This is a genomic window from Rhodococcus sp. P4_E4, assembly GCF_056401575.1.
Genome location: NZ_JBFUJB010000011.1, coordinates 42,170 through 57,056, shown reverse-complemented (window position 1 = coordinate 57,056; position 14,887 = coordinate 42,170). Strand labels below are relative to the sequence as shown.

General features: G+C 61.0%; 17 protein-coding genes. 9 read left to right on the top strand and 8 right to left on the bottom strand.

Going from position 1 to position 14,887, the window contains the following annotated elements:
* Positions 1-190 precede the first annotated feature (190 nt).
* From AC1DVN_RS13625 to AC1DVN_RS13615, 3 genes are all read left to right on the top strand, one after another.
* Positions 191-904 carry a FadR/GntR family transcriptional regulator gene (locus tag AC1DVN_RS13625; RefSeq protein ID WP_054800661.1) on the top strand — a complete coding sequence of 238 codons (714 nt, stop codon included), beginning with the start codon at positions 191-193 and terminating at the stop codon, positions 902-904.
* 49 nt (positions 905-953) lie between these two features.
* A complete protein-coding gene (locus AC1DVN_RS13620; protein WP_003939879.1) occupies positions 954-2,189 on the top strand; it encodes a CynX/NimT family MFS transporter in 1,236 nt (411 codons plus the stop codon).
* A gap of 185 nt (positions 2,190-2,374) precedes the next feature.
* A complete protein-coding gene (locus AC1DVN_RS13615; protein WP_020723613.1) occupies positions 2,375-2,521 on the top strand; it encodes a hypothetical protein in 147 nt (48 codons plus the stop codon).
* A gap of 5 nt (positions 2,522-2,526) precedes the next feature.
* Here the strand turns inward: AC1DVN_RS13615 and AC1DVN_RS13610 are convergent, their stop codons facing one another.
* Positions 2,527-3,183, bottom strand: a complete 657-nt coding sequence (locus tag AC1DVN_RS13610) for an alpha-ketoglutarate-dependent dioxygenase AlkB family protein (RefSeq protein ID WP_037128920.1) — start codon at positions 3,181-3,183, stop codon at positions 2,527-2,529.
* A gap of 94 nt (positions 3,184-3,277) precedes the next feature.
* On the opposite strand from AC1DVN_RS13610, the gene AC1DVN_RS13605 reads away from it, so the two are divergent.
* Genes AC1DVN_RS13605 through AC1DVN_RS13595 form a run of 3 tightly spaced genes read left to right on the top strand, consistent with a single transcriptional unit; the run spans position 3,278 to position 4,576 of the window.
* Positions 3,278-3,622: an ArsR/SmtB family transcription factor gene (locus AC1DVN_RS13605; RefSeq protein WP_477993912.1), complete on the top strand. Its 345-nt coding sequence runs from the start codon at positions 3,278-3,280 to the stop codon at positions 3,620-3,622.
* Between the two features lie 2 nt (positions 3,623-3,624).
* On the top strand, positions 3,625-4,107 hold the full coding sequence (locus tag AC1DVN_RS13600; protein ID WP_003940319.1) for an SRPBCC family protein: 483 nt from the start codon (positions 3,625-3,627) through the stop codon (positions 4,105-4,107).
* 40 nt (positions 4,108-4,147) lie between these two features.
* Positions 4,148-4,576 carry a VOC family protein gene (locus AC1DVN_RS13595; RefSeq protein ID WP_003940449.1) on the top strand — a complete coding sequence of 143 codons (429 nt, stop codon included), beginning with the start codon at positions 4,148-4,150 and terminating at the stop codon, positions 4,574-4,576.
* On the opposite strand, the gene AC1DVN_RS13590 is transcribed toward AC1DVN_RS13595, so the two are convergent.
* From AC1DVN_RS13590 to AC1DVN_RS13570, 5 genes are read right to left on the bottom strand one after another with little or no spacing between them, the layout of a single operon-like run.
* Entirely contained in the window at positions 4,539-4,832 is a 294-nt protein-coding gene (locus tag AC1DVN_RS13590; RefSeq protein WP_080552756.1) for an Ada metal-binding domain-containing protein, read from the bottom strand. The two genes, AC1DVN_RS13595 and AC1DVN_RS13590, sit on opposite strands and share 38 nt — an antisense overlap.
* Positions 4,822-5,541, bottom strand: coding sequence for a 2OG-Fe(II) oxygenase (locus tag AC1DVN_RS13585; RefSeq protein ID WP_064073856.1), 720 nt, complete (start codon positions 5,539-5,541; stop codon positions 4,822-4,824). Before AC1DVN_RS13585 ends, AC1DVN_RS13590 begins: the two co-directional genes overlap by 11 nt.
* 21 nt (positions 5,542-5,562) lie before the next feature.
* Positions 5,563-6,582: an ABC transporter substrate-binding protein gene (locus AC1DVN_RS13580; protein WP_477993911.1), complete on the bottom strand. Its 1,020-nt coding sequence runs from the start codon at positions 6,580-6,582 to the stop codon at positions 5,563-5,565.
* Positions 6,579-7,955, bottom strand: coding sequence for an MFS transporter (locus tag AC1DVN_RS13575; protein WP_322001181.1), 1,377 nt, complete (start codon positions 7,953-7,955; stop codon positions 6,579-6,581). Before AC1DVN_RS13575 ends, AC1DVN_RS13580 begins: the two co-directional genes overlap by 4 nt.
* Before the next feature lie 46 nt (positions 7,956-8,001).
* Positions 8,002-8,421 (bottom strand): MerR family transcriptional regulator, encoded by a 420-nt coding sequence (locus AC1DVN_RS13570; RefSeq protein WP_355330405.1) that lies wholly within the window; start codon positions 8,419-8,421, stop codon positions 8,002-8,004.
* Between the two features lie 132 nt (positions 8,422-8,553).
* Between AC1DVN_RS13570 and AC1DVN_RS13565 the strand changes: the two genes are divergently transcribed.
* From AC1DVN_RS13565 to AC1DVN_RS13555, 3 genes are all read left to right on the top strand, one after another.
* Positions 8,554-9,963 carry an ABC1 kinase family protein gene (locus tag AC1DVN_RS13565; protein WP_003940433.1) on the top strand — a complete coding sequence of 470 codons (1,410 nt, stop codon included), beginning with the start codon at positions 8,554-8,556 and terminating at the stop codon, positions 9,961-9,963.
* 77 nt (positions 9,964-10,040) lie between these two features.
* Entirely contained in the window at positions 10,041-11,768 is a 1,728-nt protein-coding gene (locus tag AC1DVN_RS13560) for a PucR family transcriptional regulator (RefSeq protein ID WP_258955558.1), read from the top strand.
* A 79-nt stretch (positions 11,769-11,847) separates the two neighbouring features.
* Positions 11,848-12,963 (top strand): NDMA-dependent alcohol dehydrogenase, encoded by a 1,116-nt coding sequence (locus tag AC1DVN_RS13555; protein ID WP_477993910.1) that lies wholly within the window; start codon positions 11,848-11,850, stop codon positions 12,961-12,963.
* A 57-nt stretch (positions 12,964-13,020) separates the two neighbouring features.
* On the opposite strand, the gene AC1DVN_RS13550 is transcribed toward AC1DVN_RS13555, so the two are convergent.
* Positions 13,021-14,016 (bottom strand): alpha/beta hydrolase, encoded by a 996-nt coding sequence (locus tag AC1DVN_RS13550; protein WP_019745623.1) that lies wholly within the window; start codon positions 14,014-14,016, stop codon positions 13,021-13,023.
* Positions 14,017-14,217: 201 nt separating this feature from the next.
* On the bottom strand, positions 14,218-14,808 hold the full coding sequence (locus AC1DVN_RS13545) for a GlcG/HbpS family heme-binding protein (protein WP_042953101.1): 591 nt from the start codon (positions 14,806-14,808) through the stop codon (positions 14,218-14,220).
* Between the last annotated feature and the right edge of the window lie 79 nt (positions 14,809-14,887).

Below are 14,887 nucleotides of genomic sequence, written 5' to 3'. Positions count from 1 at the left end.
GGTTCCGCGAGGAATCGATCGCAGTTGCCCTCCGAGTCGAGTCAACTGCCCCGTGCGCGGTCGGCAGGAGCACTCACGTGCACGCAGACATGCAGAAGGGCGGTACCCGCCCAGGCCGATCCGAACCCGAGTGCCCTAGATCACAAAGGTAAACCTATCCACAAATCGCCAAATGTCCTACATTTGACTCATGCCGGATCCCCGTATCGCACCCACCGCACGCAACATCCCACTTTCAGTGCAGATCGCGGAACAACTGCGGTCCCAAATCACCTCCGGTCACTGGGAACTAGGACAGAAGATCCCAGGCGAGCATCAACTTGTCGAAATGACCGGCGCGAGCCGCAATACGGTCCGGGAGGCCATTCGCGGCCTCGTCCATGCCGGCCTCCTCGAAGCGCGCCCGGGAGACGGAACCTACGTCTGCGCGAGCTCAGAACTCGAGATTGCGCTCCAACGACGTGCAGCGGCGGAGAACGTGCTCGAAATCTTCGAAGCCCGTGAAGCTTTGGAGCTCTACGCCGCCCGACTCGCAGCCGAACGAGCCCTGCCCGAAGACATCGACCGAATGACTCGGGCTTTGGATGGCCGAGACGCTGAGCCCGACGTCGCCAAATCCGTCGAGTACGACCTCGACTTCCACCTGGAGATGTTCGCAGCGAGCGGGAACCAACTGATCACGGACATCTACCGCAGTCTCGATCGCTCTGACACCATGAGCATCCCACAAGGTAAGTCCGACAAGGAGACTCGACAGCTGTTCATCGGACCTTGGACCGACGACGACCCACACCGGCAGCTGCTTGCGGCCATCCGTGACCGCGATCCGGACGGCGCAGCCGCCGCAGTGGTCCGACTGATGGACCACAGCCGATCCCTCTTTCTGCAAAACATGCCGAAGTAGCTGACACACAAGAGGTTCAGCGCACAGACAATCTCAGAAGGGCACACCTATGGCTAACGTCATCTCCGACACCGAAAACGTGGCGTCTGCCCCGAGCGCGATACCGATGATGCGCCGAGGACTCGTTATCGCTGGCATTCTTCTCATCGCAGCCAATCTTCGAGCCTCAATCACAGTCGTCGGCCCGCTACTCGGTGAGGTACGCACCGATCTCGATATCTCGTCGACAACAGCATCAGCGCTGATCAGCCTTCCACTGCTGTGCTTCGCAGTGTTCTCCCCCGTTGCCCCGGTCATCGCAGCTCGGTGGGGAATGGAACGGACACTCGCAGCAGCACTCGGCATGCTCGCCTTAGCGATCGTGATCCGCTCTGTTCCGTGGATGCCTGCGCTGTGGATCGGTACCGTATCGCTCGGCATGTCCATCGCAACAATGAACGTTCTACTGCCGGCGCTCCTCAAACGAGACTTCCCGACCGAAGCCGGCCGTTTGACCGGCATCTTCTCGGCAGTCTCTGCAGCTGTTGCCGCAACCGCATCCGGACTTGCCGTGCCGATCGCCGGTCTCACCGATCACGGTTGGCGGATCGCATTCGGAATCTGGGCTGCTATGGCTCTCATAGGATTTGGGGTGTTCCTTCCCCAACTTCGCCGACGCACGCTTCCGAAACACGATCACGCTGCGGCTTTGGATCCCCATCCAGGCGGCCATCGCTCCCCCTGGCGCTCAGCACTCGGGTGGCAGATCACAATATTCATGGGCGTCCAATCTCTCTTCTTCTACACCGTTCTGACATGGTGGCCCACCATTGAAGAATCACACGGCACTACCGCGGCTACCGCCGGACTGCATCAAGGCATCATGCAAATATTCTCGATCGTCGGCAGCCTCCTCACAGCAGTGCTCCTGCACAAACTGCCCAAGGATCAGAGAGGAGCCGTCCTCGGGCTGGTGTCGGTCGCCGCAGTGGCAGTTCTCGGCCAACTCCTCCTCCCCTCCTGGGCCCTGCTGTGGAATGCATTCCTCGGCATCGGCATCGGCGGATCGATTGTCATTGCCTTGTCCTTCTTCGCAATACGCACTGTCAATCACGGTCAAGCAGCGGCACTCTCGGGTATGGCACAGTCCGTCGGATACCTTCTGGCCGCCACCGGTCCCCTCGTTTTCGGTGCACTGCACGACGCCGTCGATTCCTGGACGACTCCTCTGATCGCGTTGCTGGTGCTGCTGGCCGTGCAACTCGTCTTCGGCTCCCTCGCCGGCCGCAACAAGACACTGGGGTAAGCGAATCACGGTCGCCTCGAATCCACCCACCAACCTCCCCAGACCCGTGACGCGACCCGAACTGTCGTCGACGTGCCGAGGTCCGAGGATGTCGACGAGACAGCGGGGCTCCCTCAACGGCCTACCGAATTGCACCCGGCCCATCCCCGACTGGTGGATCGGAGCCGGAAGTCGATAATGAGGGCATGAACGAGACACAACCCCACAACCTCGAACGAGAGCGCTGGCGCACGCTGCCAACTCCACCGTCGACCGAGTTGATCGAGATGGTCGGGGACGGACCTTCGAGCGCAGACTTCGACCCTGCTGCACCAGTGGCACAGCAGGGGTGAGACAGTCACGACATTCCGGTATCCCGCAGGGTGATGTTCAGCCGCCCGGACGGCAGACCTATGTCGGGACTTGCACTTCCCGCAATAACTTTCGGCACTCCGTGATATGCGAACCGAGACTCTCCACCGAAGACGAAGAGATCACCCGAATGGAGTTCGACGTCGGTGTACGGCTTGTTCCGGTTCTCGGAATTCCCGAATCGAAAGACACAACTCTGCCCGACACTCAGTGAGACGACGGGAGCGTCGCAGCGCTCGTCCTTGTCCTGGTGCATGCCCATCCGAGCGCCCTCGTCGTAGAAATTGATCAGCGCGGTGTCCGGCGTGTACCGCTCCCCCGCAGTCGGATCATCATAGGCAGCGGCAACTGCGGCCCGGCCGAGGTCGACGAGCCAGTCAGGCACCGCTGCGACAGGCGCACCGTTCACGTCGTCGGCGGTGCGCGTGTACTTGTACGGCTGCCAATGCCAACCGAGACAGACTGTTTGCACCGACATCTTGTGCCCACCAGGGACAACAGCGGAGCGCATCGGTACGGGTGCGGTCGCCCACCGTCGGCACTCGGCCACCAAGAAGCGTTGCTGTTCGACGCTGAGCCAATCCGGAACGAGGATCGCCCCCGGCGCCACTTCCAATCGTGGCCGAGGAATCAGAGCGTTCATGGTTTCCACGCTAATCGGTTTCGAAGCATTGACACCCTATGCATGGGCTCGTATCGTAATCAACAGGTTGGTTGATAAAGGAGATGGTTGACAAGTGATCGTGGATCCAGGAGCAGACGAGCGTCTCGACAAAGCGTTCATGGCACTTGCCGACCCGGTACGACGGCGGATCATCGCCCGCCTGAGCACCGGCCCCCAAACGGTCAACGAGTTGGCCGAGCCGTTCGAGATCACGAAACAGGCCATCTCCAAACATATTCAGGTACTCGAAGCCGCGGGTTTGGTCACTCGCAGCCACGAAGCCCAGAGGCGGCCGGTACATCTCAACGCCGCAACTCTCGAGGCTTTGACCGCCTGGATCGACCGCTATCGACTGATCCACGAACAACAGTTCCGCAAGCTCGATCACCTACTCAGCACCACACAGAAGGAGACTTAGCCATGGCTACCACCAATCCCGTCACCATCACGGCTCCTGAGGGCGTGCCGTACATCGACATCACCCGCGAATTCGACGCACCCGTCAGTGCCGTCTTCGCAGCTCATTCGAATCCCGATCTGGTCAAGCAGTGGCTCGGCCCCAACGGATACGAGATGGAGATCGACGAATACGAGTTCGTGAGCGGCGGTCGATACAAGTACGTCCATCGCAACCCCGAGGGCGAAGAGTTCCGGTTCAACGGTGTATTTCACGTCGTTCGCGAGAACGACTTTGCCATCCAGACCTTCGAATACGAGGGATTTCCCGACGTCGTCAGCATCGAATCGATCACGTTCGAGGATCTGGGCAACGGACGCACCCGCCTCTCCGGCCATTCCGTATATCCGAGCCTCGAAGCGCGAGACGGAATGATCGAGAGCAATATGGAGCTCGGCGTCACCGAAGGTTACGAACGCCTGGACAAGATCGTCGCGCAACTCTGACCACCTGTTTGCCCGAACCTCCTCAGCGAAAGGCAGTTTCATGGACTGGACCCTCGAAGTAGTCATCGTTCCCGTCAGTGACCTCGACCGCTCCATCGAGTTCTACCGTGACAAGGTCGGTTTCGATCTCGACCACCACACCGTCAACGAACACATGACGGTCGCCCAGCTCACTCCGCGTGGTTCGGGCTGCTCGATCGTCATCGGCAACCTGCCGTCGCAAACCGAGATGGCCCCTGGTTCGTTGAAGGGATTGCAGTTGGTCGTGGCCGACGCTGCAGCGGCTCGCCAGGAGCTCATCGACCGCGGCGTCGATGCCAGTGAGGTCACCGTCTTCGACGAGCGTGACGGGGGCACCTTCTTCGGATTCGCCGACCCGGACGGCAATACCTGGGCTGTCCAGCAGCTGAAGGTCCGCGGCGACAAGCCGCTCATTCCGAAGGAGTACCGCGACCGCTTCGGCGCGTAGCAACTGCCTTCCAGGCTGCGTAACCTTCTGGCATGCAGACGGCACAGGGGCGATAGCCGGCCGCAATCGCGGTCGGCTCGTCCGCGAAGAACACCCGACTGGCGACATACCCGCCACGCGCGATTGCCTGCGCAGCCCCTCGACAGTCGAGTCGCCCGTAGATCTTCGTTTTCCGGTGCCCGCCAAGCACACCGGGCGTCGAACTCTCGTAGGATTTGTTGCGAGCGTCGCGGAGAATGTACGTCTTACTCGGCATCGTGAAGCACCAATCCCAATGTTCGACGCGTACCCGAGTGCACCACGCTGACACCATGTCGCACAGGGGCTCTCGACCACCCGCGAGAACTCTGCACCGGTCGATCCCGCGTGGTGAAGATCAACGCGTGACCTTGCCCGAGAACTGTCACCGTCCCTTTCGACTGGGCGCGCGGCCGCTGTTCCACGAGCAAGAACTCGCCGCCAGCGTGGTCGATGCGAGGTCTGTCGAGCCCGATCACGACTTGCAAGGGAAACACCAACTCTCCGTACAAGTCCCGATGCAATGCATTCCAGTCACCAGGTCCGTAGGACAGAAGGATCGGGGTAGGGCGATTCTGACCGGCGTCGTGACACTGATCGATCCATTCTTCGAAAGAATCCGGCCACGGTGCACCCTCACCCAGCTTGAACGCCCACTCCCGCGCCACGGGCAGGAGGTGTCGGTAGAAGGCGGATCGCATAGCCGTGATCGGCTCCGGTACGGGATCACCGAAGTACCGGTACTCCCCTTGGCCGAAGCGGTATCGAGCCATGTCGACGGTGCTCCGGAACCGGTCGACCTCCGAGTACCAGGAAGCAATTTCGCGACATTCCGACTCGTCGAGTATCGGCGTCGTCTGGGCACACCCACTGGAGTCGATTCCCTCGATCAGCGCAGGCCAATCGAGGGAATCAACTCGAGGAGACAGATCGGTGAAGAGGTCCATACGTCGTAGACGACGCGGCGGTCAGGAATGTGAGAATGCCAGCAGCTGCTCAGCCAGATCGTTGTACGTACGGGCGATCCCGGCATAACTGAGCACGGGTTCCGGATTCCAGGTCCCGATCTTCCCCGCCTTCACCGCGGACAAGTTGGACCACGCAGGATTGGTTCCGAGCGTATCCAGTTGCAAACTGGACGGGCGATCGTCGAGGAAGATCATGTCGGCCGGATAGTGGTCCGCCATCTCCCAAGCCAGTTTCTCGACGTAGACCGACGACCCCTCGGCCGGATCGACGACGGCAAGGCCCAATCCCGCCAGATCTGCGAGGATCGGGAAGCCCGAACGACTGACACGAATCGTGTCCGGATCTGCGGACGCGAACAAAACCTGTGAATTATTCAGCGAAGAAGCAACTTCGGAGATCCGTGCACGCGCAGCGTCGTAGTCTTTTCGCTGAGCCTCCATATCCTGGTCCGCCCCGACTTCCACGGCCAGTTCCACGATCTCTTGCACGGCTCGGTCGATGGTTCCTGCTGCCGTTTCCACGAACAGTACTGTCGACAAGCCTTTCACCGCATCCAAGTTCGCCTCGTCGAGTAGTGCCGAACCACGCAGCTGAGGGACTATGACGACGTCCGGCTCCAGCGCAGCGATCTTCTCGAGTTCCACTTGTCCCCAGAGCTGCCCGACCATCTCGGTCTTCGAGAAATCCAAATTGCCGGAGATGCTGGTGTCCGTTGATCCCGGCGATCGTGTCAGTGCCCCGAAAACTCCGACAGGCACCAGTCCGTAATCCCACAGAGCACCCGCGATACCGGTGTAGGTGACAAATCTCCTTGGTGGTGAATCCAATTCGATCAGATTGCCGCGATCATCGGTGAAGGACCAGCCTGCATCGCCTTCGCCCCCGGCGTCTGCGTCCGAACGCGAGCAACCGGCCGCTGCCAGCGCAGCAGCCAATCCTGCTGCAGCGCCGAGGAACCTGCGGCGATTCCAGTCCATCTCGATACGCCGGTGCGGTCGTGGAGTGAACAGCGTGGTCATGTGTGTGCCCTTTCGGCGATTGGTTGAACTGTTGCAGGAGTTGACGAACGAGAAAAGAGAAGGATCGACACCAAACCCGTGAGCATTCCGACGCCGGCACAGAAGACCAACGGCCACAGCAAGGCGAACTCGTCCGGACCGACGAAGAGCGAGCCGCACAACGCAATTCCGACGGCAAGCCCGAGTTGACGCGACGAGTTGGCTGTTGCCGAAGCCGTCCCGGCGCGCTCTGCCGGGGCGTCCGACATCGCGGCACCCGGCAGCACCGGCGACACCATCGCCGAACCGACACCGGTCAGAATCAGCCCGGCGATCAGTGCGGGCCAGACCGGCTCGGCGAGAACGTACAGCATGGCCACGCAACCGATTCCGCAAAGGATCGTCCCGAATCCGAGCGACAGTCGAAGGTCGACTCGCTGAAGCCGTGATCCACACAAGGCCGATACGAAGACAAAAGCGAGCGGTTGAATCGAGAGCACGAGTGCGGCCGCCGATGCCGACAGTTCCAGCCCGTTCTGCAGCCACAGTGAAAGGACTACGAGCGGGCCGTAGGCCGCGAGGTAGTACCCGAAAGCAGCGACGAGGACGCCGTCGAATTTCAGGGATCGGAACAATGCCGGATCGAGCATCGGACTGCTGCCTCGACACTGCCAGAACACAAACGCCGTCAGCGCACCGATTGCGATCAGGAAGGCAAGAGCTGTCGACGACGAAGCCCACCCGATGTCGCCGCCCCACGTCACGCCGAGAACCGCGGCAACGGCAGCGAGGGTGAACAAAACGATTCCGGCCCAGTCGATGTTGTCGTCGCCGCGCTCACTGTCGGCGAAACAGAACACAGCCATTGCGAGCGCCACTGCGGCCACGGGGATTCCGGAATAGAAGACCGCACGCCAGTCGAAGAACTGCGTCAGCAGCCCTCCTGCAACATTGCCGATTCCCGCCGCCAATCCAGCGACGGCACCCCACGCGGCAAAAGCCACGTGCCGATCGCGGCCCGAATATGCGTCGCCGAGCAGAGGCAGGAGTGTCGCGAACATCGCCGCACCGGCAATTCCTTGCGCGCCGCGAGCAACGACCAGAACCGTGACGTCCGGAGCAATCGCGCACACGGCCGTTGCAACCAGGAACACGACCAGTCCGCAGATGTAGAGGCGTTTGCGTCCCCACGCATCGCCGAGTGCGCCCATGCCCACAAGAAGCGCGGCAAGAGCCAGCGTGTAGGCGTCGACGACCCATGACATCGCGCCCGTACTGCCGTCCAAACCGACTGCGATGGCCGGCACCGCGATCGTTGTGATCGTGGCGTACGTCAGTAACAGGAAAGTTCCGATGCATGCGGCGATGAGCGGCAGCCATCGTCGTGCCGACATGGTCAACCTCCGGGTAGGGCGGTAAGTACGCCCTAACTATGAAGGTTCAAGTCAACTTGAAGTCAAGCGCCGCTTCGACACGAATGTCGAGCTGCTCGAGCAACCACGGGCACTGCATCGGACGCTCTTGCCGACACGTCAGGTGATGCTCGAGTATCAGTTTCGCTCGGTTGGCTGCGGAGATCTGTGCCTCGAGCGTCGACACTTGATCTGCGAGAACCGTGGAGAACTGCTCGGACGTGGTATCGGTTTCGATGAAGGACCGCACCTGCTCCAAGGACATTCCCGTCTCGGCGTACATCCGGATCAATGCCAGCCGTCGCAGCTCACCCTGCCCGTACCAGCGTTTGCCGCCAGTTCGCGACCGCGCGGACAGCAGTCCTTCGTCCTCGTAATATCGCAAGGTCGACGCCGCGATTCCGAACGATTTTGCAACCTCGCCGATCGGGATCAAGTGCTCACGCATTCACCGATCGTAGGCTGAACGCGTAGGCGGTTCCGGCAGTTATGTGTGACTTGGCATACTGACTAACGGAAGGGGTCGCGCAAGTGATCTCACGGCAAAATGCTGGATGCGCTCGTTGAACGAGGGAGAGCTGTGCTGGATCCAACGCGACCTGTCGGGCCGTACTCGTCAGGAGTGCCCGCCACTGCCCTCGAAGTCCGCATGCCGGACCTCGAACGCTTCGGCCTCGCCCAGTTGTGGCGTTCCGCGATCATCGCCGTCGTGTTGTCCACGTCGATCATGCTGGCACTGATCGTGTGGCCTTTCCGCAAGCGTGGACGCACCTGGGCAGACGCTGCTTCCGACGGGATGGTCGACGGCTTCATCGCGCTGGGGCCCACCTTCGTCAAGCTCGGCCAACTGGTCGCGTCGTCGTCCGGCCTGTTCCCGGCCCCCGTCGCCAATGCATGCCTACGCTGCCTCGACGATGTTCCGTCTTTCCCGGCCGAGCAGGCCAGAAGCGTCGTGCAGAAGGACCTCGGTTACTCCGTGGACGACCTGTTCGCGAAATTCGACGACGTACCTCTCGCGGCCGCATCGGTAGCGCAGGTACACGCGTGCGTTCTGCACGACGGCCGAGAGGCGGTCATCAAGATCCAGCGTCCGGACATCTATGCGCGGATGCTGATCGACCTGCGGGCGGCGTACTGGGGTGCGAACATCCTCGAGAAGTTTGTCGAGTTCCTTCGAATTGCCAATGCCACCGCCATCATTCGCGATCTGCACAATGCAACGATGACGGAATTGAACAGCGCGGTCGAGGCCGACCGGCAAACCACATTCCGGAACAACATCAGCGCATTCGGTGACAACAAAGGAGTCACGACACCGGAGGTGTACTGGGACTACTGTGGTCCCCGCGTCATCTGTATGGAACGCATGCGCGGCGTTCCACTGGATCGGTTCGTCGCCGGTCCGGACGGCATCGACGAAGCCCGCATGCTGATCCGGCGCGGAGTGAAGGTCTGGCTCGAATCAGTCATCGTTCACGGTCCGTTCCACGGAGATGTCCATGCGGGAAATTTGTGGGTCCTCGACGACGGCCGGATAGCGATGCTCGACTTCGGCATCGTCGGCGTCCTTCCCGAGACATGGAGATCCATCCTTTCCGACATGTTCCGAGCCACCCTCATCGACGGTGATTTCGCCCGTGTCGCCCGCGGAATTCGATCCTTGGGATATGCAACCGACTACGAAGTCGACGACGATCAGCTCGGCATGCAGGTCGCAACGGCCCTGGCCCCGATTCTCGGCCGTGACCTCGGTGAACTCAAGCTCAGTGAATTGATCATGGCACTGATTCAATTGGGCAAGCAGTGGGGTGTTGCGAGTCCCGAGGAATTGGTTCTTTTCGGTAAACAACTCGGATACTTCGAGCGATATGCGACGGCGTTGGCACCTGGTTGGGTGATCGGACAAGACCTTTATCTGTTCAAGAACGTTTTTCCAGAGGCAGTCGCCGAAAAGGTGCAGGAACTCGGCATCACCATGCCTGACGAATAAATTTGTCCCCTATTTCCTTATTCTGCATTTCGTCTGTCGGGGTTAGCCTGTAATGACCCACCGGCCGAGGAGCAAATGTGCAGCCACTTTCTGTAGCCCTCCCGCAAGCGTCGACAGGTCCGAGGAATAACGGGCCGAGTGTCGGCACCACCCTCGGCGCCCTCATGCATTCCACGGACAAGTCCGTGATCGAACTTCTGGAAAGCCCGGATGGACTCGATGTCGAAATCCGTTCGATCGCCCTCGTCGAGTCCTCCGATATCGACGGCACCGACAGCCGTGGTGCGATCTCCGACATCTACCTCCCCGTAGGGGTGCCCGAATCGACGTTGACGCAGTGGCTGCGAAAGTTCGAAGGCAGGCCGGCGAGGCGTCGCCCGAAGCTTCTGCTCGTCAAGAATGCGCGCGAGGCGACGACGGTTCTCACCGCCGCACGTAACATCGGGATCGCAGTGGCCGCGGTACATCCGCAGGCTAGTTCCGGGCACGTCTATTCGCTCGTACTACGGCTTCTGACACAGAGCATGTACCGTTCGCGGGCCGTCGCGGGAGCTGTGGCCGAAGGTGATTCGGATCTGTTCGCGCTCTCGGAAACGATCGCCGAATTGACTGGCGGACTCGTGACGATCGACGACACGGCACTCCATGTCATCGCATATTCCTCTGCTCACGAAGGCGAAGACGAACTCCGTCAGCTCTCCATACTCGGCCGGGAGTGGCCGATCGAATACACCGAATGGATAGAGAGCAGAGGCGTGTTCGAGCATCTCAGGCGATCGGACGAGGTCATCAGTCTGCCCTCCGAGCCGAGCATCGGAGCCGCGCAGAGGCTGGCTGTGAGCATCACCCGCCCGGACCTGTCAGCGCCGACGGGTTCTGTTGCACACCAACACAATCTCGGCAGCATCTGGGTGCAGCGCGCGTCTGGACCTCTTTCCCACGACGCCCAAGCGGTATTGCGGGGTGCAGCGGCAGTCGCCGCACGCATTCTCATGCGGACCTTGGACGCCTCCAGCCGCGAGAATGCCCAAGTGCAAAGGCTGTTCGGCGTTCGCTCCGGCGGGGTCGACATGCACTCGCTGGCCGGTTCTTTCGGCATCAACACCGACGGACCGTCTGCGGTCATCGGATTTGCGACATCACTCTCGCCCGGATCGAATCTCGATCGAATCACCAACGCCTTGCGCCTGCGCGCCAGCGCATTCCGCAGCGACGCGGTCACGACGATCATCGACAACCGGATCTACGTATTGTTCCCTCAGGCCGACCACGAGGTCGCTGTCAGCGACTGGGCTTACGACACCGTGCGGGTAGTCGAGGACCGTGCAGGCATCAGCGTGCGCGCCGCAGTCGCGGTCCCGATCGCGCGGTTGCACGGCGTACCCGAGGCGCGTCGAGAGGTGGACCGCGTGCTCGATACCACCGATGATCACGAAACCTCGAAGGTCACCACACTCGCGGCGTCACGCACCGCGGTATTGCTGGGCGAGATACTCGACCTCGTTGCTGATCACGAGCGATTGCGAGACCCTCGTATCGACAGACTCGTCTCCTACGACGACAAGAACACCTCTGACATGCAGTTCACGCTCACGGCCTACCTGACAGCTTTCGGGGATGTGAAGAAGGCCGCCTCGTCTCTGAAAGTACATCCGAACACGCTGCGCTACCGCATTCGGCGCGCTGAACAGATCATGGGCATTTCGTTGGACGAGCCGGACACACGACTGCTCACCGAACTGCAACTCGCCATCTTGGGACGAACCCCGGACGAATCCGAAAAATACGAAACGTCCGATCAGTGAGATGGGCCTCGAGCCCGTCCTGAACTCTCGAGTAGACAACTGAGGTAGCCGAAGAACAACTCTCACCTCAGGAGACAACTTGCGCACTCGTGGAGCCGTCATTCGCCAAGCACCAGGCACATACGAGGTGGTCGACCTCGAACTCGATTCACCCCGCAGCGGCGAACTCACTGTCAAGATGGTCGCCTCCGGCCTGTGCCACTCGGACGATCACATCGCCAGCGGCGACCACGGAGTCGGCCGCTATCCCATCTGCGGCGGACACGAAGGCGCCGGAATCGTCGTCGAGGTCGGGCCGAACACCGAAGGATGGTCCGAGGGCGATCATGTCGTGTTCTCGTTCCTCGCCGCCTGCGGCCGCTGCCGTTGGTGCGCAAGCGGAATCCAGAACCTCTGCGACAACGGTGCTGCCATCATGACCGGCAGCAGGCCCGGCGAAACCTCTAGTTACAGAATGTCTCTCGACGGTCAGCCAGTCGCACAAACCTGCGGCCTGTCCACCTTCAGTGAATACACCACGGTCAGCACTCTCTCGGCCGTGAAAGTCGACAAGCACGTGCCGCTCGACGCTTTGTGTCTGCTCGGCTGCGGCGTCGGAACCGGTTGGGGCGCCGCGGTCAACTCCGCTCAGGTGTACCCCGGGCAGACCGTCATCGTCATGGGAGTCGGCGGAATCGGAATCAACGCGGTACAGGGCGCCTCGCATGCCGGCGCCGCCCACGTGATCGCGGTGGACCCGGTTGCGTTCAAGCGCGACAGTGCATTGAAATTGGGGGCGACCCATGCCGTGGCCACCATGGAGGAAGCCACGGACATCGCGCGCTCGTTCACCAACGGCCAGGGCGCGGATTCCGCCATCGTCACCGTCGGCGTCACCACCGGAGAACATGTCGCGCAGGCGTTCTCGTCAATCCGCAAGGCAGGAACTTGCGTCGTCACCGGCCTCGGGAAGATGACGGACATCGGCATTCCCGTGAGCCTGATGGAACTCACCTTGTACCAGAAGAGAATTCAAGGATCGTTGTTCGGCGCATCCAATCCCACTGCCGACATTCCCTGGATGATCGATCTCTATACCAGCGGCAAGCTCGAACTCGACGGACTGATCACCAACCGGTACAGCCTCGACCAGATCAACGACGGTTTCGCCGACATGCATGCCGGTCGCAACCTGCGCGGAATCATCACCTTCTGAGCGAGTTCTCTCCGGACTTGACGCATACGCCAGTCCGGAGAGATCCTCACATCTGCGTCACCAGGCGTTCATGGTGTCGAGAATTTGTCCTCTGGCCATCCACAATTCAGCAGACCAATACGGCCAGGAGTGAATCCCGGCGGGCGGAAAGCTGTACGTCGCTGGGATTCCCATGGATTTCAGACGAATTTCGAATGCACGCGCATGCACCCACGAGAGCGCCTCCAGCCCCATACCCGTCGCCGTGTGGAAGTAATCGATCGGCGCAGACGGATGATCGTACGGTCCCGGGATGCCGTTGGACGACGAAATGTACATCGACAGTCCGCGAAGCGATTCCGCGTTGACGAACGGGTCGTTGCGAAGCCACCCGGATGACCACGGCGGGCCCCACATCGAATCGACGTTGTACCGGCCGGCGTCGAACATGGCTACGCGGATCGCCTCACGCATACCCGGGCCCGAGATATTGATGTAGCCGGACAGCGAGCCCGCGAACTTGAACTGATCCCGATGATGCCCCGCCAGGTTCAACGCGGCACTGCCGCCCATCGACAACCCGATGATCGCATTGTTGGTTGGTGAAACACCATACCCTGCAAGGAAGTCCGGAAGCTCGCGTGTGAGAAATGTTTCCCACCTGTACGTTATGGGCTGAGCATTGAAATTGGACGGCGCGTACCAGTCCGTGTAGAAACTCGACTCACCGCCGACCGGCATCACCAACGTGATGTTGTCGTTGCGGTACTGATCGAGTGCGTTGGTTTCGAAACTCCAAGCATTCCTGTCGTTTTGCGCGCGAAGACCGTCAAGTAGGTACAACGCGGCGTTGCCGCCCCGCGCGGCCCACTGCACCTGAACCTTGATGTTTCCCATCGAAGACGGGACCCACAACTCGTCGTAACCACCCCATGGCGCCGTATGCGCCGGAGTAGCGCTCACGGCGGTCGGACCGAACATGCCGCCGAGGAGGAAGATCGACAGCAACGCCGCTACGAGCACCCGTACCCGCCGTGTATTGCGTTCGGGCAACCTGAATCTGATTCTCTGCAAGGTTGTGTCTTTCCCCGAAACTGCGCATCAAGAAACTCGCTTCGGTAAGTGCATCGTCGGTTCCACTGTCGACGTGTTTGTCCCTTTCCGGGGGCTCCGGTGTTACAAAGTCGAGGTCATCGCAACAATCGGACAACCGTCGTGCCGAGCGAATCCAGGTGGCGAAAAGCACAATTCACGAAGCACGCTGAATGCGCTCACTCAGCCGAGTGACGAAGCGATCGCATCACGACCTGCTGCAGCACACGCTTGGTCCTGCATTCCGTCCGGTGCACCACCGACACCGATGCCGGCGATCGACGCGGATCCAGCCTTCACAGTGACTCCACCTGCAAGGAAGAGAGTGCCGGGGAGGTCGGCGATGGTCGATCCCTCACCTTTGGTACGCTGCGAGAGGTCACTGGTGTCGGCTCCGAAAGCTGCAGAGGTGTACGCCTTCTCACGTGAGGCCTCCACCGTGTGCTGGGCTGCGTTGTCGCCGCGCACCATGGCGATGACATTTCCCGCACGGTCGACGACGGAGACGGTGACAAATCCGAGCCCGTCCGCCCGGCATTTTGCCAGGGCCGCACCAGCAGCCTTCACTGCTGCGTCGGCGCTGAGTCGATTCTGAGTGACAATCGCCGAATCGCCGGTCGCAGCAGGCTGCTGCGTGGCAGAAATCGACGTCGTGCTCGATGCGTTCGCCACCGGTGTGTCGGTGGTCGAGCACGCGGCGCTGGCAAGGATTGCGACAACCGGAACGGCGACAGCGAGCGTACGGGGAAGTCGTGTGTAAATGCGGTGGTTCATGTCGGGCACACTTTCAGTCGAATGGTTCGAAACCGTCCACTACAGCGTCGCGTCCGAGTGCGGGTGCGCACATCGGGCG

What these genes read in the sequence shown, in the direction of transcription:
- AC1DVN_RS13625 (WP_054800661.1), top strand. Translation starts at nt 191, where the DNA reads ATGCCGGATCCCCGTATCGCACCCACCGCACGCAACATCCCACTTTCA.
- AC1DVN_RS13620 (WP_003939879.1), top strand. Translation starts at nt 954, where the DNA reads ATGGCTAACGTCATCTCCGACACCGAAAACGTGGCGTCTGCCCCGAGC.
- AC1DVN_RS13615 (WP_020723613.1), top strand. Translation starts at nt 2,375, where the DNA reads ATGAACGAGACACAACCCCACAACCTCGAACGAGAGCGCTGGCGCACG.
- AC1DVN_RS13610 (WP_037128920.1), bottom strand. Translation starts at nt 3,183, where the DNA reads ATGAACGCTCTGATTCCTCGGCCACGATTGGAAGTGGCGCCGGGGGCG.
- AC1DVN_RS13600 (WP_003940319.1), top strand. Translation starts at nt 3,625, where the DNA reads ATGGCTACCACCAATCCCGTCACCATCACGGCTCCTGAGGGCGTGCCG.
- AC1DVN_RS13595 (WP_003940449.1), top strand. Translation starts at nt 4,148, where the DNA reads ATGGACTGGACCCTCGAAGTAGTCATCGTTCCCGTCAGTGACCTCGAC.
- AC1DVN_RS13590 (WP_080552756.1), bottom strand. Translation starts at nt 4,832, where the DNA reads ATGCCGAGTAAGACGTACATTCTCCGCGACGCTCGCAACAAATCCTAC.
- AC1DVN_RS13585 (WP_064073856.1), bottom strand. Translation starts at nt 5,541, where the DNA reads ATGGACCTCTTCACCGATCTGTCTCCTCGAGTTGATTCCCTCGATTGG.
- AC1DVN_RS13580 (WP_477993911.1), bottom strand. Translation starts at nt 6,582, where the DNA reads ATGACCACGCTGTTCACTCCACGACCGCACCGGCGTATCGAGATGGAC.
- AC1DVN_RS13575 (WP_322001181.1), bottom strand. Translation starts at nt 7,955, where the DNA reads ATGTCGGCACGACGATGGCTGCCGCTCATCGCCGCATGCATCGGAACT.
- AC1DVN_RS13570 (WP_355330405.1), bottom strand. Translation starts at nt 8,421, where the DNA reads ATGCGTGAGCACTTGATCCCGATCGGCGAGGTTGCAAAATCGTTCGGA.
- AC1DVN_RS13545 (WP_042953101.1), bottom strand. Translation starts at nt 14,808, where the DNA reads ATGAACCACCGCATTTACACACGACTTCCCCGTACGCTCGCTGTCGCC.